Source organism: Streptomyces sp. NBC_01481, assembly GCF_026339995.1.
Taxonomy (GTDB): domain Bacteria; phylum Actinomycetota; class Actinomycetes; order Streptomycetales; family Streptomycetaceae; genus Streptomyces.
In genome coordinates, this window is sequence record NZ_JAPEPT010000001.1 from 126,250 (window position 1) to 150,059 (window position 23,810).

The 23,810-nt window shown below is 70.0% G+C and carries 21 protein-coding genes; 19 read left to right on the forward strand and 2 right to left on the reverse strand.

The features are described 5' to 3' along the window. Nucleotides 1-70 precede the first annotated feature (70 nt). The gene (locus OOK40_RS00700) at nucleotides 71-451 is read right to left on the reverse strand and encodes a helix-turn-helix domain-containing protein (RefSeq protein ID WP_266475670.1); all 381 of its coding nucleotides are present in this window, start codon (nucleotides 449-451) and stop codon (nucleotides 71-73) included. Between the two features lie 109 nt (nucleotides 452-560). Here OOK40_RS00700 and OOK40_RS00705 point away from each other — a divergent pair, with 109 nt between their 5' ends. From OOK40_RS00705 to OOK40_RS00740, 8 genes are all read left to right on the forward strand, one after another. After that, complete coding sequence (locus OOK40_RS00705; protein ID WP_266475672.1) at nucleotides 561-968, forward strand: RidA family protein; 408 nt, start codon at nucleotides 561-563, stop codon at nucleotides 966-968. A gap of 134 nt (nucleotides 969-1,102) precedes the next feature. Continuing rightward, the gene (locus OOK40_RS00710) at nucleotides 1,103-1,600 is read left to right on the forward strand and encodes a hypothetical protein (RefSeq protein WP_266475674.1); all 498 of its coding nucleotides are present in this window, start codon (nucleotides 1,103-1,105) and stop codon (nucleotides 1,598-1,600) included. 194 nt (nucleotides 1,601-1,794) lie between these two features. Continuing rightward, on the forward strand, nucleotides 1,795-2,247 hold the full coding sequence (locus tag OOK40_RS00715; RefSeq protein ID WP_266475675.1) for an iron chaperone: 453 nt from the start codon (nucleotides 1,795-1,797) through the stop codon (nucleotides 2,245-2,247). 193 nt (nucleotides 2,248-2,440) lie between these two features. Further along, complete coding sequence (locus OOK40_RS00720; protein ID WP_266475677.1) at nucleotides 2,441-3,379, forward strand: Ku protein; 939 nt, start codon at nucleotides 2,441-2,443, stop codon at nucleotides 3,377-3,379. A gap of 206 nt (nucleotides 3,380-3,585) precedes the next feature. Further along, nucleotides 3,586-4,116 (forward strand): toxin-antitoxin system HicB family antitoxin, encoded by a 531-nt coding sequence (locus tag OOK40_RS00725; protein ID WP_266475679.1) that lies wholly within the window; start codon nucleotides 3,586-3,588, stop codon nucleotides 4,114-4,116. A 258-nt stretch (nucleotides 4,117-4,374) separates the two neighbouring features. Continuing rightward, nucleotides 4,375-5,220: a DUF4097 family beta strand repeat-containing protein gene (locus tag OOK40_RS00730; RefSeq protein WP_266475680.1), complete on the forward strand. Its 846-nt coding sequence runs from the start codon at nucleotides 4,375-4,377 to the stop codon at nucleotides 5,218-5,220. A gap of 81 nt (nucleotides 5,221-5,301) precedes the next feature. Further along, nucleotides 5,302-6,294, forward strand: coding sequence for an ATP-binding cassette domain-containing protein (locus tag OOK40_RS00735; protein ID WP_266475681.1), 993 nt, complete (start codon nucleotides 5,302-5,304; stop codon nucleotides 6,292-6,294). Then, nucleotides 6,291-7,073: an ABC transporter permease gene (locus OOK40_RS00740; protein ID WP_266475682.1), complete on the forward strand. Its 783-nt coding sequence runs from the start codon at nucleotides 6,291-6,293 to the stop codon at nucleotides 7,071-7,073. The genes OOK40_RS00735 and OOK40_RS00740 overlap by 4 nt, the downstream gene beginning before the upstream one ends. 78 nt (nucleotides 7,074-7,151) lie before the next feature. Here the strand turns inward: OOK40_RS00740 and OOK40_RS00745 are convergent, their stop codons facing one another. Beyond that, nucleotides 7,152-8,873, reverse strand: coding sequence for a dolichyl-phosphate-mannose--protein mannosyltransferase (locus OOK40_RS00745; RefSeq protein ID WP_266475683.1), 1,722 nt, complete (start codon nucleotides 8,871-8,873; stop codon nucleotides 7,152-7,154). Between the two features lie 53 nt (nucleotides 8,874-8,926). Between OOK40_RS00745 and rsmI the strand changes: the two genes are divergently transcribed. The 11 genes from rsmI to OOK40_RS00800 all read left to right on the forward strand — a co-directional run bounded on the left by rsmI (nucleotide 8,927) and on the right by OOK40_RS00800 (nucleotide 23,686). After that, a complete protein-coding gene (gene rsmI, locus OOK40_RS00750; protein ID WP_266475685.1) occupies nucleotides 8,927-9,814 on the forward strand; it encodes a 16S rRNA (cytidine(1402)-2'-O)-methyltransferase in 888 nt (295 codons plus the stop codon). Between the two features lie 128 nt (nucleotides 9,815-9,942). Then, complete coding sequence (locus OOK40_RS00755) at nucleotides 9,943-10,410, forward strand: hypothetical protein (protein WP_266475687.1); 468 nt, start codon at nucleotides 9,943-9,945, stop codon at nucleotides 10,408-10,410. 33 nt (nucleotides 10,411-10,443) lie between these two features. After that, nucleotides 10,444-11,313, forward strand: a complete 870-nt coding sequence (locus tag OOK40_RS00760; protein WP_266475689.1) for a TatD family hydrolase — start codon at nucleotides 10,444-10,446, stop codon at nucleotides 11,311-11,313. A 266-nt stretch (nucleotides 11,314-11,579) separates the two neighbouring features. Then, nucleotides 11,580-12,764: a resuscitation-promoting factor gene (locus tag OOK40_RS00765; RefSeq protein WP_266478686.1), complete on the forward strand. Its 1,185-nt coding sequence runs from the start codon at nucleotides 11,580-11,582 to the stop codon at nucleotides 12,762-12,764. Then, the gene (gene rsmA, locus OOK40_RS00770) at nucleotides 12,761-13,621 is read left to right on the forward strand and encodes a 16S rRNA (adenine(1518)-N(6)/adenine(1519)-N(6))-dimethyltransferase RsmA (protein ID WP_266475691.1); all 861 of its coding nucleotides are present in this window, start codon (nucleotides 12,761-12,763) and stop codon (nucleotides 13,619-13,621) included. Before OOK40_RS00765 ends, rsmA begins: the two co-directional genes overlap by 4 nt. Next, complete coding sequence (locus tag OOK40_RS00775; RefSeq protein ID WP_266475692.1) at nucleotides 13,618-14,517, forward strand: 4-(cytidine 5'-diphospho)-2-C-methyl-D-erythritol kinase; 900 nt, start codon at nucleotides 13,618-13,620, stop codon at nucleotides 14,515-14,517. The genes rsmA and OOK40_RS00775 overlap by 4 nt, the downstream gene beginning before the upstream one ends. A gap of 290 nt (nucleotides 14,518-14,807) precedes the next feature. Then, nucleotides 14,808-16,127, forward strand: a complete 1,320-nt coding sequence (locus OOK40_RS00780) for an acyltransferase (RefSeq protein ID WP_266475693.1) — start codon at nucleotides 14,808-14,810, stop codon at nucleotides 16,125-16,127. Nucleotides 16,128-16,227: 100 nt separating this feature from the next. Then, nucleotides 16,228-18,045 (forward strand): ABC-F family ATP-binding cassette domain-containing protein, encoded by a 1,818-nt coding sequence (locus OOK40_RS00785; RefSeq protein ID WP_266475694.1) that lies wholly within the window; start codon nucleotides 16,228-16,230, stop codon nucleotides 18,043-18,045. Nucleotides 18,046-18,311: 266 nt separating this feature from the next. Beyond that, complete coding sequence (locus OOK40_RS00790; RefSeq protein ID WP_266475696.1) at nucleotides 18,312-19,976, forward strand: PQQ-binding-like beta-propeller repeat protein; 1,665 nt, start codon at nucleotides 18,312-18,314, stop codon at nucleotides 19,974-19,976. 67 nt (nucleotides 19,977-20,043) lie between these two features. Then, nucleotides 20,044-21,819 carry a PQQ-binding-like beta-propeller repeat protein gene (locus tag OOK40_RS00795; protein ID WP_266475697.1) on the forward strand — a complete coding sequence of 592 codons (1,776 nt, stop codon included), beginning with the start codon at nucleotides 20,044-20,046 and terminating at the stop codon, nucleotides 21,817-21,819. A 61-nt stretch (nucleotides 21,820-21,880) separates the two neighbouring features. Next, the gene (locus OOK40_RS00800; RefSeq protein ID WP_266475698.1) at nucleotides 21,881-23,686 is read left to right on the forward strand and encodes a PQQ-binding-like beta-propeller repeat protein; all 1,806 of its coding nucleotides are present in this window, start codon (nucleotides 21,881-21,883) and stop codon (nucleotides 23,684-23,686) included. The last annotated feature ends 124 nt before the right edge of the window (nucleotides 23,687-23,810 follow it).

Below are 23,810 nucleotides of genomic sequence, written 5' to 3' on the forward strand. Positions count from 1 at the left end.
ACACCCGGAAGGGTTGCTTCCGTCGACCGTGCGGAGCCGCAAGCGCTCGACGGACTGGTTCCTCAACCCGTCAGGCGTCGAAGCGGTGGCGGGAGGCCTCGATGTGACCGAGGAACTGGTGGGTCCAGTCGCAGAGTCCGTCGATCGTCACCCGCAGGGCCTGGCCCGGCTCGGTGAGGGTGTACTCGACCCGTGGCGGTACGACAGGGTGCACCGTCCGCTCGATCAGACCGTTGCGCTCCAGCATGCGCAGGTTCTGGGTGAGCATCTTGTGGCTGACGCCCTCGATCTCGTTGCGCAACTCGCTGAAGCGCAGGGTGTTCTCCCCCAGGGCCTCGATGATCAGGAGCGCCCACTTGTTGGCGACGTCCGAGAAGATCTCCCGCGCCAGAGAGTCCGCGCGCCGCACGTCCGCTTCGTCGGCCGAGCCGCTGAACTGCTTGGTCACCATCAGGTTCCCCAGTCACCGAAAAGTGCGTTCTTCCATGTCAGCGGCCACTCTCCTACGGTTTCCCAGTAACCACAAGAGAGCGGTTCTTATCGCAATGGAGGCAGGCAGCATGGCCATCACCCTGGTGAACCCCAACGGATTGCCGGAAATCGACGCCTACCGGCAGGTGTCGATCGCGACCGGGTCGAAGCTGGTCTTCATCGCCGGGCAGGTCGCCTGGGATGCCGATGGAGTCAACGTCGGCGAAGGCGACCTCGCCGCTCAGGTCGAGCAGTGCTACGTCAATATCGGCACCGCCCTGGCCGCGGCAGGCGCCTCCTTCGACGACGTGGCGAAGTTGACCGTCTACGTCGTCGACTGGACCCCCGACAAGATGCCCCTGCTCATGGAGGGGCTCGGCCGGGCGGCCGCGAAGCTGGGGGTCACCGCGACACCCCCCGCCTCGTTGCTGGGCGTTGCGGCACTGGACGTACCCGACCACCTGGTCGAGATCGAAGCCACCGCCGTCATCGACTGAACAGGCATTCTTCGCCCCCCGGGCTGCCTGAGCCCCGCGTCCGCCGCGGCGCGGGGGCCGGGCACGACGGGCAGCGGAGCCCCGGAACTGAGGCCGGGGGCCGGGCTGTTGGTACCGGCTGGGAGACTCCCCCCATGGACAGCACACCCGAGCAGATGAGCTCCCGGACAGCGGCCGCATGGACCGTCGCGCTCGCGGGCCTCGGAGCAGTCACCGGCTTCGTCTGGGACGGGCCGTTCCTCGCCGTCGCCTGCGCCCTTTCCCTGGGAGGCGGCGCCGCCATGGGCACGGTCCTGTCCCGCCGCCGAATGATCGCAACCATTCGGGAAGGACAGGGGAAGGCCGCCGCGCTCGGGTACGCCGACGGAGTCGCGGACATGGTGGTGCTGGAGATATCCGCGTACAGGACCGCAGTCTTTCCGCTGTCCGGTCCCCTCGCAGTGGACCCCGCCGAGCGCCTGGCGCGCCGTAAGGCCGCTTACCGCCTCACGGCCGCGGAGGGGCTTCCCCACCACGTTCGTGAGGCCGCGGCCGCCGCCCTCGAAGCGATCGATGACGCGCGTGAGCGCGACACCCAGTCCGCCATCGAGGACCTCATGAAGGCCGTCCAGGAGCAGCGCCGCGGCACGTGACCGCGGCCCCGCCTGTCAGCCCGGGGCGCCGGGGGCCCGGCGGGCGCATGCTGGGATATGGCCAGGCGGGCCGCCCGGAGCTGTGCTCGGTGCCGTCGAGCTGCCGTAGGGATGGTGAGCCCGCTGTCAGTGTGCGGGGATAAGGTCCCCTCTCAAGATCCCGCACATTCAGATCCTCAAGGGGGAGATCTGCCATGAGCAGCACCGGAAGCGGTCAGCACGAGGGATTCACGGCCGAGGAGCGGGCCGCGATGAAGGACCACGCCCAGGAGCTGAAGAAGGAAGCGCGCCGCAGCTCGCGCGCGGACAAGGCGGCCGAGGCGGAGCGGGACGTGCTCGCGAAGATCGACGAGATGCAGGAATCCGACCGGATCATGGCCGAGCGCGTCCATGCCGTCATCACAGCCGGCGCCCCGGTCCTCGCGCCGAAGCTCTGGTACGGGATGCCCGCCTACGCGCTGGACGGCAAGGTCGTCTGCTTCTTCCAGAGCGCGGAGAAGTTCAAGTCGCGCTACGCGACGCTCGGGTTCAGCGACCAGGCGAAGCTGGACGACGGAACGATGTGGGCGGTCGCTTTCGCCCTGACCGAGCTGACGCCCGAGGTGGAGGCGCGAATCGGTGCGCTCGTGAAGCAGGCAGTGAGCTGAGGCGCGCGCCCGGTGCACGGGCCGGGCCTGCGGCATCTGTGCTCTGGTCCGTGGAGCCCACCACCTGGGACGGGCAGCAGCGGGACGCCCTGAGACTCCAGCCGCATCGGCCGCCGGCTGCCGGTTACGTCTGCGCGTGCTGATGCATCTGAGGCGTCTTAGGCTGGTGTCCCGGTTGCTGAGGAGGTCGCTCATGCCGAGGCCCGTATGGAGCGGCGCCATCTCGTTTGGCCTGGTCACGATCCCCATCAAGGTGCTGCCCGCCACCGAGAACCGCTCCATCAGCTTCCACCAGTTCCACCTGGAGGACGGCGGCCGGATCCGTACCCGCAAGGTGTGCGAGATCGACGGCAAGCAGCTGCGCGGCGACGAGATCGGCCGGGGTTACGAGGTCGCGAAGGACACCGTCGTCGAGGTCACCGATGAGGACCTGGACAGCATGCCGCTGCCGACGGCCAAGGCGATCGAGATCGTCGCGTTCGTGCCCGCCGACAGCATCGACCCGGTGCGCATCGGCGACTCGTACTACCTGGCCGCGGACGGGGCAGTCGCCGCCAAGCCCTACGTGCTGCTGCGCCAGGCCCTGGGGCGCAGTGCGAAGGTCGCCATCGCCAAGTTCGCCTGGCACAACCGGGAGCGCCTCGGCCTCCTGCGGGTCAAGGAGAACGCGCTCGTCCTGCACGCGATGCGCTGGCCCGACGAGATCCGCGACCCCGCAGAGCTGACGCCGAAGACGGTCGACCTGGACGACTCCGAGATCGACGCCGCGATCCAGCTGATGGAGACGATGGCGACCGACGACATCTCCGGGTACACCGACCGCTACCGCGAAGCGCTCGAAGAGGTCATCGCCGCCAAGGCCGCCGGGAAGCAGCCGCCCAAGCCGGAGGGCGAGCCGGAGCCGGCAGGTCAGGTCGTGGACCTGATGGCCGCGCTGAACGCATCCGTACAGGCGGCGAAGGAATCGCGGGGCGAGAGCGGCGAGCACGCCACCGTGCACGACATGCCGAAGAAACGAGCGGCGAAGAAGACGGCGGCCGCGGCCAAGAAGACCACGGCAGCAGCCAAGAAGACCGCGACCAAGAAGGCGGCCCCGAAGAAAGCCACCGGCCGGAAGCCGAAGAGCGCATAGGGCCTGTCCGGCGCTCCGTTCAGCCCTAGTGGCATCACGTGGTGCCACTCAAGGTGCCAGAGTGGCCGAGACTCCACGTGGCGCCGCATTGGCGCAACTCAATGTCGGCAAGATTTCGCAGGTCAGAGCCGCCGGATTGGCGTCGACCCACAGCCGCTCCCCTCGCGGGCTTGCGTGTGGCGCCACGGTGGTGCCACTATGGCGTCATGGACCTCACGCCGTATGTCGACAACCTCCGCCGCGAACTCGCGGTGGCCGCCGAAGCCGGCGGCGAAGAAGCCCGCGAGCTGGCCGAGCGGCTCACCGCTCCCCTGGAGTCGGCGACCCGCCTGACGATGCTCAATGTGCTCTCCGCCGCGATGGACGAGATCACCCGTGAACTCGCCCCCGGGTCGGTCGACGTACGGCTGCGCGGGCTCGACCCCGACTTCGTGGTGACGCGGCCGGCGGGCGACGAGGCGTACGAGGACAACAACGGGCCCGCCGCGCCGCTCAAGGCGTCGGCCCCGGCACCCGCCGACGGCGACGACGGCGTCACCGCCCGCGTCAATCTGCGCCTGCCCGCCCACCTCAAGGCGCGCGCCGAGGAGGCCGCGAGCCGCGAGGGCCTGTCGGTCAACGCGTGGCTGGTACGAGCCGTGTCGGCCGCGGTCGACGGCGGCGGCCAGTCACGTACGACGGAGAAGACCCGCACCACCCGCACCGTCGGACAGAGCTTCACGGGCTGGGTGCGCTAGGGCGTGTTTTAGAAGTAGCGCCGTCCGCCCGAAGGGCGGGCCCCGCGGCGTCTGGTGCGTGCAGTCGCAAGGCGGAGGATCGCCCTCGTACTGGACGTACTTGGGCGACTCCGACAACACCGCGAGTGCGCGTGCCAGGCGTCGCGGGGCAGGCGCGACTTCTAAAACACGCCCTAGCCGCACCCCGCCCACCCCACTTCACCCACACCACGTCCCACCAGCAGGGACGCCACGAAGACCCAAGAGGACGGGACAGCCATGCCTTCTTTCGACACCCCCGCGACCATCTCGGCCACCGCCCACGTGGAAGCCGGATCCATCTGGTTCATCGCCGCCGACCGGCTCGACACCCTCGTCGAGGTGCAGCCCCGCGACCCGAAGAAGGACCAGGACGTGCGGGCGGCCGAGCAGACCGAGGTCACGTACGCGAGCGGCCAGCTGACCATCAGGACACCCAAGCAGCGCTATCTCATTGGGCGCACCGGCACCGTCGACGTGACGGTCGAACTGCCCACGGGCTCGCAGGTGGAGATGACCGGCGCCTGGGCGCAGGTGCACGGCGAGGGCCGGCTCGGCGAGGTCCGTGTGAAGACCTCGTCGGGCGACGTCCGCCTCGACACCACCGGGCCGCTGCACCTGACCGCGTCCCACGGCAGCATCACAGTGGACCGCGTCGAGGGCCCCGCCGAGATCACCAGCAGCTCCGGCAGCATGCGCGTCGGTGCCGTCGACGGCACCGCCGTCCTGAAGAACTCGCACGGCACCACGACCGTCGGCGACGCCAGGGGCGATCTGCGGGTGAGTGGCGCCAACGGCGACATCCTCATCGAACGCGCCGAGGGCTCGGTCGCCGCGACCACCGCACACGGCACCCTGCGCGTCGCCGACGTCGCCCGCGGCACCGTCCAGCTGGAGACCTCCTACGGCTCCATCGAGGTCGGCATCCGCGAGGGCGCGGCCGCCTGGCTCGACGTCAGCTCGGGCTCCGGCCAGGTGCACAACGCGCTCACCGCGTCCGAGAGCCCGGAGAAGAGCGAGGACACGGTCGAGGTCAGGGCCCGTACCCGCTACGGCAACATCGACATCCGCCGCGCCCGGGCCTGACCCGCCCCATCTCCTTATAAGCAAGGCCACTTCACCGCTCACCACACCTTCGAATGGGAGGGCCCCGTGTCTTCTTCTGTCATGCCCATGCCCAGGCAGGGGGACGGCCGGCAGCCGTCCGCCGCCGTCTCCACCGCCGATCTGCGCAAGTCGTACGGCGACAAGACCGTCCTCGACGGCATCGATCTGCGGATCCCGTCCGGCACCGTGTTCGCGCTGCTTGGGCCGAACGGCGCCGGCAAGACCACCACCGTGCAGATCCTGTCCACGCTCATCTCCGCCGACGGCGGGCAGGCCCAGGTCGCGGGCCACGACGTCGCCACAGCGCCGGACGGCGTGCGCGCCGCGATCGGCGTCACCGGGCAATTCGCCGCGCTCGACGACCTGCTCACCGCCGAGGAGAACCTGCTCCTCATGGCCGACCTGCTGCGCCTCGGCAAGCGTGAAGGACGCAGGCGAGCCAAGGAGTTGCTGGAGCGGTTCGAGATCGCGGACGTCGCGCACAAGCGCGCCGCGTTCTTCTCCGGTGGTATGCGGCGCCGGCTTGACCTCGCCATGACGCTGGTCGGCGACCCGCAGGTGATCTTCCTCGACGAGCCGACGACCGGGCTGGACCCGCGCAGCCGCCGCACCATGTGGGAGACCGTGCGTTCGCTGGTCGCCGACGGCGTCACCGTCTTCCTTACCACGCAATACCTGGAGGAGGCCGACCAGTTGGCGGACCGGATCGCGGTGCTCGACGGCGGGCGGATCGTCGCCGAGGGCACCGCCGACGAGCTCAAGGCACAGATCCCCGGCAGCCATGTACGCCTGCGGTTCACCGACCCCGACGAGTACGAGCGCGCGGCCGCCGCCTTCCCCGGCGCGGCCCGCGACGACGAGGAGCTCGCCCTGCGCGTGGCGGGCGACGGCGGGCTCGACGCGCTGCGCGCCCTGCTCGACCGGCTCGACGCCATCGGTGTCCGCGCCGCCGACTTCTCCGTGCACACCCCCGACCTCGACGACGTGTTCCTCGCCCTGACCGGCGAAGGCACCGCCGCCACCCCGCTTCACGTGAAGGAGACCCTGCGATGAGCAGCCTCACCTACGCCGTGCACGACTCGATGACGATGCTGCGGCGGAATCTGAAGCACGCGATCCGCTATCCGTCCGTGGGGTTCGGCAGCGCCATGACGCCGATCCTGATGCTGCTGCTGTTCGTGTACGCCTTCGGCGACTCGATCGGCGCCGGGATGGGCGGCGGCCGGGACGCGTATCTGAACTACCTGACGCCAGGCATCATCATCATGGGGGTGGCCGCCGGCTCGATGTCGACCTCGATCGCGGTCTGCTCCGACATGACCGAGGGCATCATCAACCGCTTCCGCACCATGAACATCACGCGCTCGTCGTTCATGACGGGGCATGTCATCGGCAGCGTCATCCAGACGATGGTGAGCGCCGTGCTCGTCGTCGGCGTCGCGCTCGCCGTCGGCTTCCGGTCCGGGGCGACCCCGCTGGAGTGGCTGGCCGCGGCCGGCCTCCTCGTGGCCATCGCCTTCGCGGTGACCTGGCTGTCCACGGCGCTCGGCCTGATCTCCAAGACCGTCGAGTCGGCGAGCAACAAGCCGTTGCTCGTCCAGTTCCTGCCGTTCCTCGGCTCGGCGTTCGTGCCGGCCGAGTCGATGTCGCCGGGCCTGCGCTGGTTCGCCGAGTACCAGCCGTTCACGCCGATGACCGAGACACTGCGCGGCCTGCTCTCCGGCTCGGAGATCGGCAGCAACGGCTGGATTTCGCTCGCCTGGTGCGCCGGTATCGCCCTGGTCGGCTACGTCTGGTCGCGGTCGCTCTTCAACGGCAGCACCACGCGCTGACCGGGAACACACAAGGGCGGGGTGCTCACTCACCGGCAGGGAGTGAGCACCCCGCCCTTGCATGTGCAGGGACACCCCCTAGACCCAGCTGTCCAGCCACATCCTGTTCCGCCAGTCCTCCACCGGAATCGGCGTCCCCGTGTACAGCGGATAGAAGTAGATGAAGTTCCAGATGATCAGCAGCACCAGCACCCCCGCGCCGATCGCCCCGATCGCCCGTCTGCGTTCGTCCGAGCCCGGTGGGCCCAGCATCGCGCCGATCATCATCGCCACCGCCAGGCACAGGAACGGCACGAACACGACCGCGTAGAACAGGAAGATCGTGCGCTCCTGGTAGAAGAACCAGGGCACCCAGCCCGCCGCGATCCCGCATGCGATGGCGCCCGCGCGCCAGTCGCGGCGGAAGAACCAGCGCCACAGGATGTAGCAGATCGCGAAACAGGCCGCCCACCACAGCAGCGGTGTGCCCAGCGCCAGGACCTCAGCTGCGCACTTGTCCGCCGCGTCCGCCGGGCAGCCCTGCGTGCCCGCCTTCGGGTCCTCGTAGTAGTACGAGACCGGGCGGCCCAGCACGATCCAGCTCCAGGGGTTGGACTGGTAGGTGTGGCCGGAGGTCAGATTGACGTGGAACTCGTAGACCTCGTTCTCGTAGTGCCACAGGCTGCGCAGCCAGTCGGGCAGCCACGTCCAGTTGCCGCCCCTGCCGTCCTTCTGGGCCCAGTCCCTGAAGTAGCCCTTGTCGGTGACGATCCAGCCGGTCCAGGTCGCGATGTACGTGACGATCGCGACCGGCACCGTCGAGACGAAGGCCGGTACGACGTCCTTCCTGAGCACCGCCTTGTACGGCTGTACCGCGCCCGCCGTCCGGCGTGCGCCCACGTCCCACAGGACGGTCATCAGGCAGAACGCGACCATCACATACAGGCCGTTCCACTTGGTGCCCGCGGCCAGGCCGAGCATCAGGCCGGCCGCCAGGCGCCAGGGTCGCCAGCCCAGGCGCAGGGTCTCCGCGACCGTGGCGTCCGGCCGCAGGATCCCTTCCTCGTCCGTCGGCAGCGCCGCCGCCAGCTTTCCGCGTGCCCAGTCCCGGTCGATGACAAGGCACCCGAAGGCCGCGAGCACGAAGAACATCAGCACCAGGTCGAGCAGCGCCGTGCGGCTCATCACGAAGTGCAGCCCGTCCACGGCGAGCAGCGTGCCGGCCAGGCAGCCCAGGAACGTCGAGCGGAACAGGCGCCTGCCGATCCGGCAGAGCATCAGCACCGACAGCGTGCCGAGCACGGCGACCATGAAGCGCCAGCCGAAGGGCGTGAAGTCGATGATCTTCTCGCCGAGGCCGATGACCCACTTGCCGACCGGCGGGTGCACCACATAGCCGGGGTTCGACGGGATCGTCACCGCGTCCGGGTTGTCCAGGATCGCCTTGTCGATGTCCTTGGGCCAACTGCCCTCGTATCCCTGGTTGATCAGGGCCCAGGCGTCCTTGGCGTAGTACGTCTCGTCGAATATCACGGCATCGGGCTTGCCCAGGTTCCAGAACCGCAGCACGCCCGCGAAGAGGGCCACCATCAGGGGGCCGAGCCAGGCGGTGATCTGCAGCAGCCGCGTCACGTCTCCCGGGCGGATGGCGAACACCTGCCACAGCCGCTCGGAGGGGCGGGTGTACGGCGGCACCAGGCGCTCGCGCAGCCCGATCACCGGCCTGGGCGCGTAGCCGAATCTGCGCAGCCGCTGCTGCCAGCCGGGGGGCTGCTGATCGGCGTCCTTGCCCTGAAGGGTCTGTGGCGCGGTACTGGTCACCGCGCCATCGTAGGGAACGTGACTGTGGGAGTCGTGCGTCCGGTCCTGCGAGGATGGCGTATGTGACAGGAACGCTGGTACTCGCAGGGACCCCCATCGGTGATGTCGCGGACGCGCCGCCCCGGCTCGCCGCCGAGCTGGAGGGCGCCGACATCGTCGCCGCCGAGGACACCAGGCGGCTGCGGAGGCTGACCCAGGCGCTCGGTGTGCACACCACAGGGAGGGTGGTTTCGTACTTCGAGGGCAACGAGTCCGCCCGTACGCCGGAGCTCGTCGAGGCGCTCGCGGGCGGCGCCCGGGTGCTGCTTGTCACCGACGCCGGGATGCCGTCCGTCTCGGACCCCGGCTACCGGCTCGTGGCCGCCGCGGTCGAGAAGGACATCAAGGTCACGGCCGTACCGGGACCGTCCGCCGTGCTGACCGCGCTCGCCCTGTCGGGGCTGCCCGTGGACCGTTTCTGCTTCGAGGGCTTTTTGCCCCGCAAGGCCGGCGAACGGCTCGGCAGGCTGCGCGAGGTCGCGGACGAGCGGCGCACCCTGGTCTATTTCGAGGCCCCGCACCGGCTCGACGACACCCTCGCCGCGATGGCCGACGTGTTCGGCGCCGAGCGCCGGGCAGCCGTGTGCCGCGAGCTGACCAAGACGTACGAGGAGGTCAAGCGCGGCGGCCTCGGCGAGCTCGCGGCCTGGGCCGCCGAGGGCGTACGCGGCGAGATCACCGTCGTCGTCGAGGGAGCGCCGGAGGCCGGTCCGGGTGAGCTCGACCCCGCTGAGCTGGTGCGCAGGGTGCAGGTGCGCGAGGAGGCGGGGGAGCGGCGCAAGGAGGCCATCGCAGCGGTCGCCGCCGAAGCGGGACTTCCCAAACGGGAGGTGTTCGATGCCGTGGTGGCGGCAAAGAATGCGGATCGAACGGTCCCCGCGGACGGTAAAGGACTATCGTAAAAGGCAAAGCGCAGACCGCGTCCTGACCTTTACTGCATGGGAATCCCAAAGACCACACCATTAATCGACAGGCGTTGATGCGCTCCCGCCGTAATAGGCGTCCACTGGATCGGTGGAGAGGAGCTGGCATGAGTGAGATCACGGGCACCCCCAGGGTCCACGAGGCATACGCCTTCGCCTGTATGCGCTGCGGGCACGGCTGGGAGCAGGAGTACGAGATAGAGCATCACATCGACGGCGCGGGCCAGGAATACGTCGTCTACAAGGCCAACGGTCTGCGGGTGCCGTCTCCGCTCTCGAGCCCGACCTGCATGAACTGCGGCGGGCATGTCGTACGGATCATGCGGGCGGGACAGTTCTCGTCGATGCACAACCTGATCGGGTCGTCCGTCTCGATCACGGGGCCCTTCCCGGCCGAGCCGCCCCGACCGCACGAGCAGGCGGCCAAGAAGCCCAAGAAGCGGGACAAGACCGCCGAGCCGCCGGCCGAGACGGCGCCGCCAGAGACCGCGCAGTCCGACGCCGGCCAGTCCGAGCCGGGCGAGCCCCATCACTGGCAACTCTCCGATCTCCGGCACCCCTTCCACCGCAAGTGAGGCCCCGGGCGCGAGCCTCGTAGGATCGCGCCCATGAGCTCGAAGTCAAGCCCGCCGCCGCTGCCCGAACCCCTCGGGATTCCGGTCGCCGATTCGCACACCCACCTGGACATGCAGGAGGGCACGGTCGAAGAGGCCCTGGCCAGGGCCGCGGCGGTCGGAGTGAGTACCGTCGTGCAGGTGGGCTGCGACATCAAGGGCTCGCGCTGGGCGGCGGAGACGGCCGCGGCGCACGACAGCGTGCATGCCGCGGTCGCGCTGCACCCCAACGAGGCGCCGCGGATCGTGCTCGGCGACCCTGACGGCTGGTCCCGCCAGGGCGCCCGCGAGGGCGGCGGCGACAGTGCCCTCGACGACGCGCTCGCCGAGATCGACCGGCTCGCCTCCCTGAACCAGGTGAAGGCCGTCGGCGAGACCGGCCTGGACTACTTCCGTACGGGAGCCGACGGAATCGCCGCCCAGGAGCGCTCGTTCCGGGCTCATATCGAGATCGCGAAGCGGCACGGCAAAGCCCTCGTCATCCACGATCGCGACGCGCACGCCGATGTGCTACGGATCCTCGCCGAGGAGGGCGCCCCCGAGCGGACCGTCTTCCACTGCTATTCCGGTGACGCGGAAATGGCCGAAGTGTGCGCGGCCGCAGGCTATTTCATGTCCTTCGCGGGCAATGTGACCTTCAAGAACGCCCAGCCGCTGCGCGATGCGCTCGCCGTCGCCCCGCTCGAACTCGTGCTCGTCGAGACGGACGCGCCTTTCCTCACGCCCGCGCCGTACCGCGGACGGCCTAACGCGCCGTATCTCATTCCGGTCACGCTGCGTGCGATGGCGGCCGTCAGGGGGCTCGACGAGGACACGCTGGCCGCGGCGATCGCGGCCAACACGGCCCGCGCCTTTGATTACTGAGGGATAACGGCACACAGGGTAGCGTCGCGACACTGCGTAGTCGAATCGCTTGGGAGAGTGACCGGACTCCGCTATCGTCCCGGCCCGCAACGCCATCGGGCGGACCGGACCGGACCTTACGGAGCGTCGTGAACAATTCGCAGGGCAGTCACCGTGCCGCGCGTGGCGCCCGCCACGCTCTCTCGTCGTACGAGAGCGACATCGACACCTACGCGGAGGGCTACACGCCGACGTACGTCTCGCTTCCGGCGCCGCCGTCCCCGACGCTGCCGCGGCAGAGCCCCGCCCGCGACGCCGAGGGACCGGGCGGACGCGCCGAGGCCCGGCGGGCCGCACGCCGCCGCAGGGCGGAAGAGAAGCCCGACACGCTGCGTCGCCTCGTCCCGCAGGCCCTCGTCGTCGCCTTCCTGGCGGGCGGCACCTCCGCCTTCGTCGCCAACGACAAGGCCGTGCGGCTCACCGTCGACGGCGTGCCGCGCACCATGCACACCTTCGCCGACGACGTGGATGAACTCCTGGAGGACGAGGGGGTCCAGGTGGGCGCGCACGACATCGTCGCCCCCGCCCCCGGCTCGGCTCTCGCCAGCGGCGACGACGTCGTCGTCCGCTACGGCCGGCCCGTCATGCTCACCCTGGACGGGCAGCCCCGCCGCGTGTGGACCACCGCCCGCACCGTCGACGGCGCGCTGCGCCAGCTCGGGGTGCGGGCCGAGGGCGCGTATCTGTCCGCGTCCCGCTCCCAGGTGATCTCCCGCACGGGCCTCGTCCTGGACGTACGGACCGAGCGGACCGTGACCTTCATGGCCGACGGGCGCGAGCGGACCATCCGTACGAACGCGGCCACCGTCCGCGAGGCACTGGGCGAGGCCGGGATCGCCCTGCACGGCCTGGACACCACGTCCGTGCCGCCCGGCAGCTTCCCGCGCGACGGCCAGACCGTCACCGTCATGCGGATCACCTCCACCCGGGAGGTGCGCGAGGAGCCGATCGCGTACGACACCGAGAAGACCTGGGACTCCTCGCTCTTCACGGGCACGGAGGTCGTCGTGCAGCAGGGCAGGCCGGGCGCCCGGCGCGTCACCTACGCGCTGCGCACGGTCAACGGGGTGCGGCAGCGGCCGAGGAAGGTCGCCGAGGAGGTCGTAAGGGAGCCGGTCACCCAGCTGGTGATGGTGGGCACGAGGCCGCTGCCGAGTTCCGTGCGGGGCGCGGACGGCCTGGACTGGGGCTCTCTCGCGCTCTGCGAGTCGGGCGGGCGGGCGGGCGCGGTCGATCCGTCGGGGAACTACGGCGGGCTGTACCAGTTCGACACCGAGACCTGGCACGCGCTGGGCGGCACCGGGCGGCCGCAGGACGCGTCCGCGGCAGAACAGACGTACCGGGCGAAGAAGCTCTTCGTGCAACGGGGGGCGAGTCCGTGGCCGCACTGCGGCCGTAGGCTGTATCGGTGAGCACCACTGAGCCCGACGCACTCCTCGGCCCCGCCGACATCCGTGAACTGGCCGCAGCGCTGGGCGTACGCCCCACCAAGCAGCGCGGCCAGAACTTCGTCATCGACGCCAACACGGTCCGCAGGATCGTCCGCACCGCAGAGGTGCGCGAGGACGACGTGGTCGTCGAGGTCGGCCCGGGGCTCGGGTCGCTGACCCTCGCCCTGCTGGAGGCGGCGGACCGGGTCGTCGCCGTCGAGATCGACGATGTGCTCGCGGGCGCGCTGCCCTCGACGATCCTGGCCCGGATGCCGGAGCGCGCGACGCGCTTCTCGCTGGTCCACTCCGACGCGATGCTCGTCGACGAACTGCCGGGGCTCGAGCCGACGGCGCTGGTCGCGAACCTCCCGTACAACGTCGCCGTGCCCGTCCTCCTGCACATGCTGGACCGCTTCCCGACGATCGAGCGGACGCTGGTGATGGTCCAGGCGGAGGTCGCGGACCGGCTGGCGGCATCGCCCGGCAACAAGGTCTACGGCGTCCCCTCGGTGAAGGCGAACTGGTACGCGCAGGTGAAGCGGGCGGGGTCGATCGGCCGGAACGTCTTCTGGCCGGCGCCGAACGTGGACAGCGGTCTGGTGTCCCTGGTGCGCCGGTCCGAGCCGGTGGACACCACCGCCACCAAGGCGGAGGTCTTCGCGGTGGTCGACGCGGCCTTCGCGCAGCGGCGGAAGACGCTTCGGGCTGCGCTCGCGGGCTGGGCCGGATCACCCGCGGCGGCGGAGAAGGCCCTGGTGGCCGCCGGTGTCTCCCCGCAGGCCCGGGGCGAGTCCCTGACGGTCGAGGAGTTCGCACGGATCGCGGAGGCGAAGGCGTGAGCGTCACCGTACGAGTCCCCGCCAAGGTCAACGTCCAGCTGGCGGTGGGGGGTGCAAGGCCCGACGGCTTCCACGACCTCGCCAATGTCTTCCTCGCCGTCTCGCTGTACGACGAGGTGACGGTGAGCCCCGCGTCCTCCCTGACGATCACCTGCTCGGGTCCGGACGCGGGCCAGGTCCCCCTGGACCGTACGAACCTGGCGGCGCGGGCGGCCGAACTGCTCGCCGCGCGGCACGGACTGTCCCCCGACGTCCACATCCACATCGCGAAGGACATCCCGGTCGCGGGCGGCATGGCGGGCGGCAGCGCGGACGGCGCGGCGGCCCTGCTGGCCTGCGACACCCTGTGGGGCCTTCACTCCACCCGCGCCCAACTGCTATCCATCTGCGCCGAGTTGGGCAGCGACGTCCCCTTCAGCCTGGTGGGCGGGGCGGCACTGGGCACGGGCCGCGGCGAGCGGCTGACCGAGCTGGAGGTCGGCGGCGAGTTCCACTGGGTGTTCGCGGTGGCGGACGGCGGCCTGTCGACACCGGCGGTCTACGGCGAGTTCGACCGCCTGACGGAGGGCCTCGCGGTCCCGGCCCCGGCGGCGTCCGCGGCCCTGCTCGACGCGCTGCGCACGGGCGACGCGCCGTCCCTGGCGGGCGCCCTCGCCAACGACCTGCAGCCCGCGGCCCTCTCCCTGCGGCCGTCCCTGGCGGACACGCTGCAGACGGGTACATCGGCGGGCGCGCTGGCGGCGCTGGTCTCCGGCTCGGGCCCGACGACGGCGTTCCTGACGAAGGACGAGGAGTCGGCGCGGTCGGTGGCGGAGGCGCTGCTCGCGTCGGGGACGTGCCGCGAGGCGAGGGTGGCGTCGTCGCCGACGGGCGGCGCGAGGGTGGTCGGGGCCTGAGGGTTCCTTCCCCCACCCCGCCCTCCCCCAGACTCCGTCCGGGGGACCCCCAACCATCCCGCTCCTCAATCGCCGGAGGGGCTGAATGTGCGGCCCGGCCGCACATGTCAGCCGTCCGGCGATTGAGGACACTCCCCCTACGCCCTGCGGGCGTGGGGGGACCCCCAGAAGGGCGTATGGGGGCTTGGGGGCGGAGCCCCCGGGGAGAGCCCCCAGTCCCGACGTACTCAGATTCCGTCTGAGTACGTGAGCCCTCACGCCGCCCCCGACCGCCGCGGCACCGTACCCCCATGGGATCAAGCGTTCGTGAGCTCGCCGCCGCCACACCCTCGGCGCGGGACCGGTATGTGGACCTGTTGCGGGTCGCCTCGCTCGGCACGGTCGTGTTCGGGCACTGGCTGATGGCCGTCGTCACCGGGGACGAGGTCGGCAATCTCCTCGCCGTCGTGCCCGGGCTGCAGGTCCTGACCTGGGTGCTGCAGGTCATGCCGGTGTTCTTCTTCGTGGGCGGCTTCTCGCACGCGCTCTCCTACCGCTCCCTGCGCCGCAAGCAGCCCGACGGATCCGTCTACTCCGTCTTTCTGCGGGCCCGCCTCCAGCGGCTCCTGCGGCCGACGATCGTGTTCATCCTCGTCTGGGGCACGGCCGCCCTGCTGCTGCAACTGCTCGGCGGTGACGGCGGGTTGACCGGGGTGGCGCTGCGGCTCGTTGCGCAGCCCTTGTGGTTCATCGGGATCTATCTCGCCATGGTCGCCTTCACCCCGCCGCTGCTGAAGCTGCACGAGCGCTACGGATGGGGGGCCTTCGGCGCCCTCGTCGCGGGCGCGGTCGCCGTCGACGTGGCGCGGTTCGCCGGGCACGTGCCCTTCGTGGAGTTCCTGAACTTCGCCTTCGTCTGGCTCGCCGTCCACCAGCTCGGTTTCCTCCGCGCCGACGGCCGCATACGGATGCCCGCGGCCCTCGCCGCGGCCGGGCTGACCGGGGCCGCCGCGCTCGTCGCGTTCGGGCCGTATCCGCTGTCCATGGTCGGGATGCCCGGCGAGAAGGTCTCCAACATGGCCCCGCCCACCCTTGCGCTCCTGTGCCACGGGCTGTGGCTCGTCGGCGCGGTGGAGCTGCTGCGGACGCCCGGCGCACGGCTGGTCGCCCGCCCGCGGATCTGGCGCGGCGTCGTCGCCGCCAACGGGATCGCGATGACCGCGTTCCTGTGGCACCTCACGGCCATGCTCGGGGTGTACGGCGCGCTGCTCGCCCTCGACGTCGCACTGCCCGCGCCCGCCTCGGCGGCCTGGTGGACGCAGATGCCGCTGCGCATGGCGGCCGCACTCGTCCTCACGGCAGTCCTCGTCGCCGCCTTCCGCTCCTTCGAACGCCCCGCATCCGCGAGGCCCGGTTCAGGCTCCGGCGGACCCGTCGCCGCGCTCGGCATCACGCTCTGCCTCTTCGGCGTGCTCGGCCTGTCGATGGTCGGCTTCGGCGGGCTGCTGGAGGGCAGGACCGCGATGCTCGTCGCCGTACGCGTCACCGCGCCTGCCGCCGTCGCCATGGCTCTCGTCGGCTGGCTGCTCGTCGAGCGCGCGGGCGGGCGCCGGGCGGACGCCGCGGCGTGACTCCGCGCCCCCCACGCTGTCCGATAGGCCGCCGCACGTTATCGCACTCCCCGCGGCGACTAGGCTGGAGGATCGATCGATCCCCTCATCTGGAGTGTTAATGGCCGTCAACCTGGTCAATGTCGAGGCAGTCAGCAAGGTGTACGGAACCCGTGCCCTGCTCGACGGAGTCTCCCTCGGCGTCTCCGAAGGGGACCGCATCGGTGTCGTCGGCCGTAACGGCGACGGCAAGACGACCCTCATCCGCATGCTCGCCAAGCTGGAGGGGCCCGACACCGGGCGGGTCACCCAGAGCGGCGGTCTGCGGCTCGGCGTGCTCACGCAGCACGATTCCCTCGATCCCGAGGCGACCGTCCGGCACGAGGTCATCGGCGACATGGCCGACCACGAGTGGGCCGGCAACGCACGGATCCGCGACATCATCACCGGGCTCTTCGGCGATTTGCATCTGCCGGGCTTCGAGCAGGGCCTGGACACCGTCATCGGCCCGCTCTCCGGCGGTGAGCGCCGCCGGATCGCGCTCGCCAAGCTGCTCATCGCCGACCAGGACCTGATCGTTCTCGACGAGCCCACCAACCACCTCGACGTGGAAGGCATCGCCTGGCTGGCGAAGCATCTGAAGGCCCGCCGCTCGGCGCTCGTCTGCGTCACCCACGACCGCTGGTTCCTCGACCAGGTCTGCACCCGGATGTGGGACGTCCAGCGCGGCTCGGTCTTCGAGTACGAGGGCGGCTACAGCGACTACGTCTTCGCGCGCGCCGAGCGCGAGCGCATCGCGGCCACCGAAGAGACCAAGCGGCAGAACCTGATGCGCAAGGAGCTGGCCTGGCTGCGGCGCGGCGCCCCCGCCCGTACCTCCAAGCCGCGCTACCGCATCGAGGCAGCCAACGAACTGATCGCCGATGTGCCGCCGCCGCGGGACACCAGCGAGCTGATGAAGTTCGCCAACGCCCGCCTGGGCAAAACCGTCTTCGACCTGGAGGACGTGACCGTCACCGCCGGACCGAAGGTGCTGCTGAAGCATCTGACCTGGCAGCTCGGCCCCGGCGACCGTATCGGCCTGGTCGGCGTGAACGGCGCGGGCAAGACCTCGCTGCTGCGTGCGCTCACCGAGGCCGCGCGTACGCAGGGCGAGCAGCAGCCCGCGGCCGGGAAGATCACCGTCGGCAGGACCGTGAAGCTGGCGTATCTCTCGCAGGAGGTCGCCGAGCTCGACCCGAACCTGCGGGTGCTGGAGGCCGTGCAGCGGGTGCGCGACCGGGTCGACCTCGGCAAGGGCCGGGAGATGACCGCGGGTCAGCTGTGCGAGCAGTTCGGCTTCACCAAGGAGAAGCAGTGGACGCCGGTCGGCGATCTGTCCGGCGGTGAGCGCCGCCGGCTGCAGCTGCTGCGCCTGCTGATGGACGAGCCGAACGTCCTCTTCCTCGACGAGCCCACCAACGACCTCGACATCGAGACGCTGACCCAGCTGGAGGACCTGCTCGACGGCTGGCCGGGCTCGATGGTCGTCATCTCCCACGACCGCTTCTTCATCGAGCGGACGACGGACAAGACGTACGCGCTGCTGGGCGACGCGGCCCTGCGGATGCTGCCGCGCGGCATCGACGAGTACCTGGAGCGCAGGCAGCGGATGATCGAGACCGCGGCTCCGGCGGCGGCCGCGGCGGCGGCCGCGGCGCCCGCCGCCCCGACGACCGAGAAGTCGGCGGCGGACGTGCGGGCGGCGAAGAAGGAACTGCAGAAGATCGAGCGGCAGCTGAACAAGATCTCCGACCGGGAGACCAACCTGCACGCCCAAATCGCCGATAACGCCACGGACTTCGAGAAGGTGGCGAAGCTGGACACCGAGCTGCGTGAACTGATCGGCGAGCGGGACGAGTTGGAGATGCGCTGGCTGGAGCTGGCCGAGGACGCGTGAGGACGCGTAGCCAACTCGGCGTGGCAGCTGTGGCGTAGAGAAGCCGTGGAGAGCACGTAACAACCCCATCACGGGCCGGTCCTCCCTTGGGAACAGGGGAGACCGGCCCCGCGTTCGAGCCTATCCGAGTGATAGAAAGAAGCCCTGTTCGACTGACGTGAAACAGCGGGAGCCGTGTCCGAATCGCTCCCTTCCGGAGCGAAGGCTCGGCGGATCAGCGGGGGAGACCGGCTCGGACAGCGGGCCGCACCAAGGGGGAAGTGCCGATGACTCAGCCGCCCGGCCAACAGCAGCCGCCGCGGGGTGGGTTTGGCGTTTCTCAGGGTTCGCAGCAGGGGTTTCCTCCGCCGCCCGCGCAGCCGCCCGGACCGTACGGTCAGCAGCCGGGCCCGTACAACCAGCCGCCCGGACCGTACGCCGGCCACCCGGTCCCGTCGCAGCACTCCGGTGGGACCACTCCGCCCAACAGCGGTGGCGGCGGTGGCTTCTTCAAGGGCAGGCGCGGAGCAGTCGTCGGCGCGGTGGTCGCAGGCCTCCTGGTCATCGGCGGCGGTACCTGGTTCGCGCTCAGTGGTGACGGCAAGGACGGCAAGCCCGCCGTCAGCAAGGGCAGTGGCACTCCCAAGCCGTCCGGTTCAGCCTCCGCCGACCAGGGCGCCACCGACGACACCATCGGCGTCGAGGACGTCAACGCCCGGCGCAGCCCCGGCGAGGCAAGGGTGCTGTTCCTGGCGCAGAACGACGTCGACGTGCCCGGCAACGGTGCCGAGGTCTTCGGCCCCTGGGTGGTCGGCGACACGATCGTCAAGGCCATGTACCGGGAGGTCGCCGCCTACTCCGTGACCGACGGCAAGAAGAAGTGGAGCCTGAAGCTCGGCACGCCTGTGTGCCTCGGCGCCCCGCAGGCTTCGACCGACGGAAAGATCGTCATCGGTGTCAAGAACGGCATTACGGAGCAGTCCGACTGCAGCGATTTCCAGATGATCGATGCGAAGACCGGCAAGGCGGGTTGGAAAAAGCCCATCCCCAAGCCCAAGGGCGTCGTCGGCTTCACCGACTACATCCTCGCCGTCAGCGGGAACACGGTCGCCCTGACAGGGCTGGACCACTCCTCCGGCTACAGCCTGAGCGACGGCAAGCAGCTCTTCGGCAAGCCGTCGTCCCGCTGCCTGCCTTACGGTTTCGCGGGCGGCGCCAGGCTGATCGCCGCCGTGAGTTGCCCCACGAGCAGCAGCGAGGCGGATATTTTCAAGGGGCAGATCCAGGAGATCGATCCGGCCGGCGGCAAGACCAGGTGGACGTACGCGCTCCCCGCCAACTGGCAGGTCGACAAGGTCTACTCGGTCAGCCCGGTCGTCGTCTCCATCAAGCTGGAGGCCGACGACAACGACGATCACACCAAGCGGCGGGTCATCGCCCTGACGGACAGCGGAAAGCTGCGCTCGCAGCTCCAGGTCGGCAAGGACAAGTTCAAGCCGCGCTGCAGCAGTACGGCCATCGACTACCGCGGCGACATCCAGGGGTGGTGCACCGGTGTCGCCGCCGATGCGTCCACCCTCTACCTGGCCACCGAGCCGACCGGCACCAACGAGGTTGTCGCCTTCAACTTGGATACCGGCAAGGCCAAGTGGCGTTCATCGGTGGGACTCGACCGCACGATGATGCCGTTGACCGTGGAGAACGGCAGCGCCGTGGTCTACATCGCCCCGACGTTCAGCCAGGGTGGCGTGGTCGCGACCATCGCTCCCACGGGCGGCACGCCGAAGGTCCTGCTGAAGCACCCGCTGTCGACCGCCGAGATCGAAAGCGGCTTCCAGGACCCGCGGACGGCGTATGCGGACGGCCGGATCTTCCTCACCACTACCCAGATCACCGGTCTCGACGACGCGAGGGAGAAGGAGACCAAGACATTGATGGCCTTCGGCAAGTGACCGTGTTCCGAGGCACTCGGACGTCCCCACTCCTTCTCCCATCTCCCCATTCCAGAGGTAATCACCCATGACACAGCCGCCGAACCAGCCCCCGCAGCCGCCGAACCAGCCGCCGAACCAGCCCCCGCAGGGCGGCTTCGGCGCTCCTCAGCAGCCCGCGCAGCCGCCGCAGATGCCGCCCGCCCCGCCGCAGGGGCCGCCGCCCGGCGCGCCCGGCTACGGCTATCCGCAGCAGCAGCAGCAGCCCGCCCAGCCCGGATACGGCTACCCGCAGCAGGCCCCCGGCCAGCCGGGTCCGTACAACCAGCAGCCCGGACCGTACAGCCAGCAGTCCGGTCCCTACGGCGGGTACCCCACGCAGCCGCAGTACCCGGGCGCGCCCACTCCACCCGGCAGCGGCGGCGGCAGCTTCTTCAAGGGCAAGCCCGGCGTCATCATCGGCGCGGCCGTGGCCGGTCTGCTGGTGATCGGCGGCGGAACCTACCTCGCCCTCAGCGGTGGTGACGACAAGAAGGACGAGAAGAACGTCAGCAAGAGCGACGACCCCAAGCCCACCGGCTCGGAGTCCGTCGACCAGGGCGACGGCAGCGGCGACGGCCGCGAGGGCAACGACGACCTCAACGCCGGGCGCAAGCCGGGCGAGGCGAAGGTTCTCTTCCTGTCGAAGAACGATGTCGACCTGCCGCGCAACGGCGCCGAGGTCTTCGGCCCCTGGGTGGCCGGCGACACCGTCGCCAAGGCGATGTACAAGGAGGTCGTCGGCTACTCGGTGACCGACGGCAAGAAGAAGTGGAGCGTCCCGCTCAGCGCCGAGGTGTGCTCCGCACCCGTGCAGACCTCCACCGACGGCAAGATCGTCGTGGGCGTCAAGGACGGCCTCACCGAGAAGGCCAAGTGCCTCGATCTGCAGATGATCGACCTGAAGACCGGCAAGGCAGGCTGGAAGAAGTCGATTCCTAAGAGCACCGGCTTCTTCTCCCTCTCCGACTTCACCCTGTCGATCAGCGGCAACACCCTCGCCGCGGGCGGCAGCGGCAACTCGTACGGCTTCTCGATGACCGACGGCAAGCAGCTCTTCAAGGGCCCGAGCGAGGGCTGCAAGCCGTTCGCCTTCGCGGGCGGCGTCAAGCTGCTCGCCGCCGCGAGCTGCCCCACGTCGGACTACAACAAGCCCAAGCATCAGCTGTCGGAGGTCGATCCGGCCACCGGCAAGGCCAAGTGGACGTACAACGCCCCGGTCGGCTGGGAGATCGGCAAGGTCTACTCGGTCAGCCCTGTCGTCATCTCGCTGAACCAGCGTGAGCCGAAGAAGTGGTCGATCGTCGCGCTGACCGACAACGGCAAGCCGCGCTCGCAGATCCAGGGCGGCAAGGACAAGTTCGCGCCGCGCTGCGGCGGGGCGTTCGTGGTCTTCGGCCAGAACCTGGAGGGCTGCACCGGCGTGGCCGCCGATGCCTCCACCTTCTACATGGCGACCGAGACCGCCTACGGCACCGCCAACGACGTCGTCGCGTTCAGCCTCGACACCGGCAAGGAGAAGTGGCGTTCGCCCGCCGACGGCAAGCGCAAGATGACCCCGCTGCGCATGGAGAACGGGAGCGTCCTCGTCTACATGGACGCGTCGTACGACGCGGGCGGCGCGGTCGCCACGATCGCGCCGACGGGCGGCGCGCCGAAGGTGCTGCTGCAGCACCCCGCATCGACCGCCGAGATCGAGAGCTCCTTCTTCTCGTCGAAGATGGTCTACGCGGACGGCCGGTTCTTCCTCGCCAGCGGCCGTGTCAGCGCCAGCAACGACGCGGAGGAGAAGGAGACGAAGACCATGATCGCCTTCGGCAAGTGACCGCGTTCTGAGTCCTTTTGACCCACGTCCCCGCTCCAGCATCCTTCCGAGGTAGTACGCCATGACGCAGCCGCCCCCGCCGCCCAACCAGCCACCGGGCCAGCCACCACAGGGTGGCTTCGGCGCGCCCCAGGACCCTCCCCCGGGAGGCTTCGGAGCGCCGACGCCGCCCCCGCAGGATCCTTCGTACGGCTATCCGCAGACCCCGCCGCCCGCCCAGCCGCCGCAGGGGCAGCCCGGTTACGGCTACCCGCAGGCGCCCGGGCAGGTGCCGGGCTACGGATATCCGCAGGGCCAACCCCAGGGCCAGCCCGGCTACGGGTACCCGACGCAGCCGATGCAGCCGCAGTACATGCCGCCCCAGCCCGGCGGCAGCGGCGGCGGCAAGAAGCTGAGCACCCAGATGCAGATCATCATCGCGGCGTCCGTCGCCGTCGTGCTGATCGTCGCGGGCGGCATCTGGTTCGCCTCCAAGGACGACGGGGGTGAGGGCAAGAAGGACGAGGCCAAGAACAGCGCCGGCGGCACAACCGGCGGCACAACCGGCGGCTCCGACGGCGGCGGCAGCGGTGGCGGCAAGGCCGCCGACGGCCCCGGCAAGGAGAAGGCGCCCGCCAACGTCCACTCCAAGGTGGCCTTCCAGCTGCCGGAGCCCGCGGTTACCGACATCACCAGCGTCAAGGGCTCCTGGGTCACCGACAAGGCCTACGTCAAGCCGGGCATCAACTCCCTTGTCGCGTACGACGCGGCCAAGGGCAGCCCGCTGTGGACCCTTCCGCTCCCCGGCCAGATCTGCGCGGCTTCCCGCCACCTCTCCGAGGACAACAAGGCCGCGATCGTCTTCGAGGCCGCCAAGCGGAAGCCGCCGAAGAACTACCAGCCCTGCACCGAGGTCGGCGTCGTCGACCTGGGCACCGGCAAGCTGCTGTGGAGCAAGTCCGTCACCGGCACCTCCAGCGGTGACGGCAAGGTCAAGTTCAGCGAGGTCACCCAGAGCGGCACCACGGTCGCCGCGGGCGGCACCGACGGCGGCGCGGCCTTCGACCTCAACAGCGGTGCCGTCCGCTGGAAGCCCAAAACCGACGCCGAGGGCTGCTACGACATGGGCTACGGCGGCGGCCCGGCGCTCGTCGCCGCCCGCAAATGCGGTACGTACGACAACCCTCAGGTCGTCATCCAGAGCCTGAACCCGGACAACGGCACCCCCGCCTTCTCGTACAAGCTGCCGCCCGGCGTCGACTACGCGAGCATCGTCTCGACCAAGCCGCTGGTTGTCGCCGCCGATGTCGGCGACACCGGCTCGGGCGGCATCTCGGACTTCTTCTCGATCGACGACAAGGGCGCCCTGCGCGCCAAGATCTCGGCGACGGGCGACAAGTTCACGGCCAGGTGCGGCTCCACCGAGGTGGAGACCTGCCAGAAGGTCGTCGTCGGCAACGGCAGGCTGTATCTGCCGACGACCGAGCACGAGGGCAGCGGGGAGTACGGCCGGACCAACGAGATCGTCTCGTACGATCTCGCCACCGGAAAGCCCACCAGAGACCGCGCGGACGCGGGCGACCGGTTCACGATGTTCCCGATCCGGATGGACGGCGGCAACGTCATCGCGTACAAGTGGCCCCCCTACGACAAGGGCGGCCAGGTTGTCAGCATCGACGGTGCCACCTTCAAGCAGACGGTGCTGATGGACAATCCGGCCGACAAGTCGGTACGGGAGGCGGAGACCAGCTATTCCTCGGACGGCGCCGAGTACCGGTATGCGAACGGGCGGCTGTATATCGGAGCCACCCTGATGAGCAAGCGGTCCGCGTCCGCGTCCTCGTTCGGGAAGAAGTACCTGACGGTGGCCTTCAGTACGGCGGACTGACACCCCACAGGCGGCGCGATTCGCCCCCCGGCCCGGCACATTGGATCACCGATGTGCCGGGCCTCGGTCATAAGTAGCCCTGTTTGGCGAAGAATTCGGCACTCTGGGGGGCTTCTGCCACGTT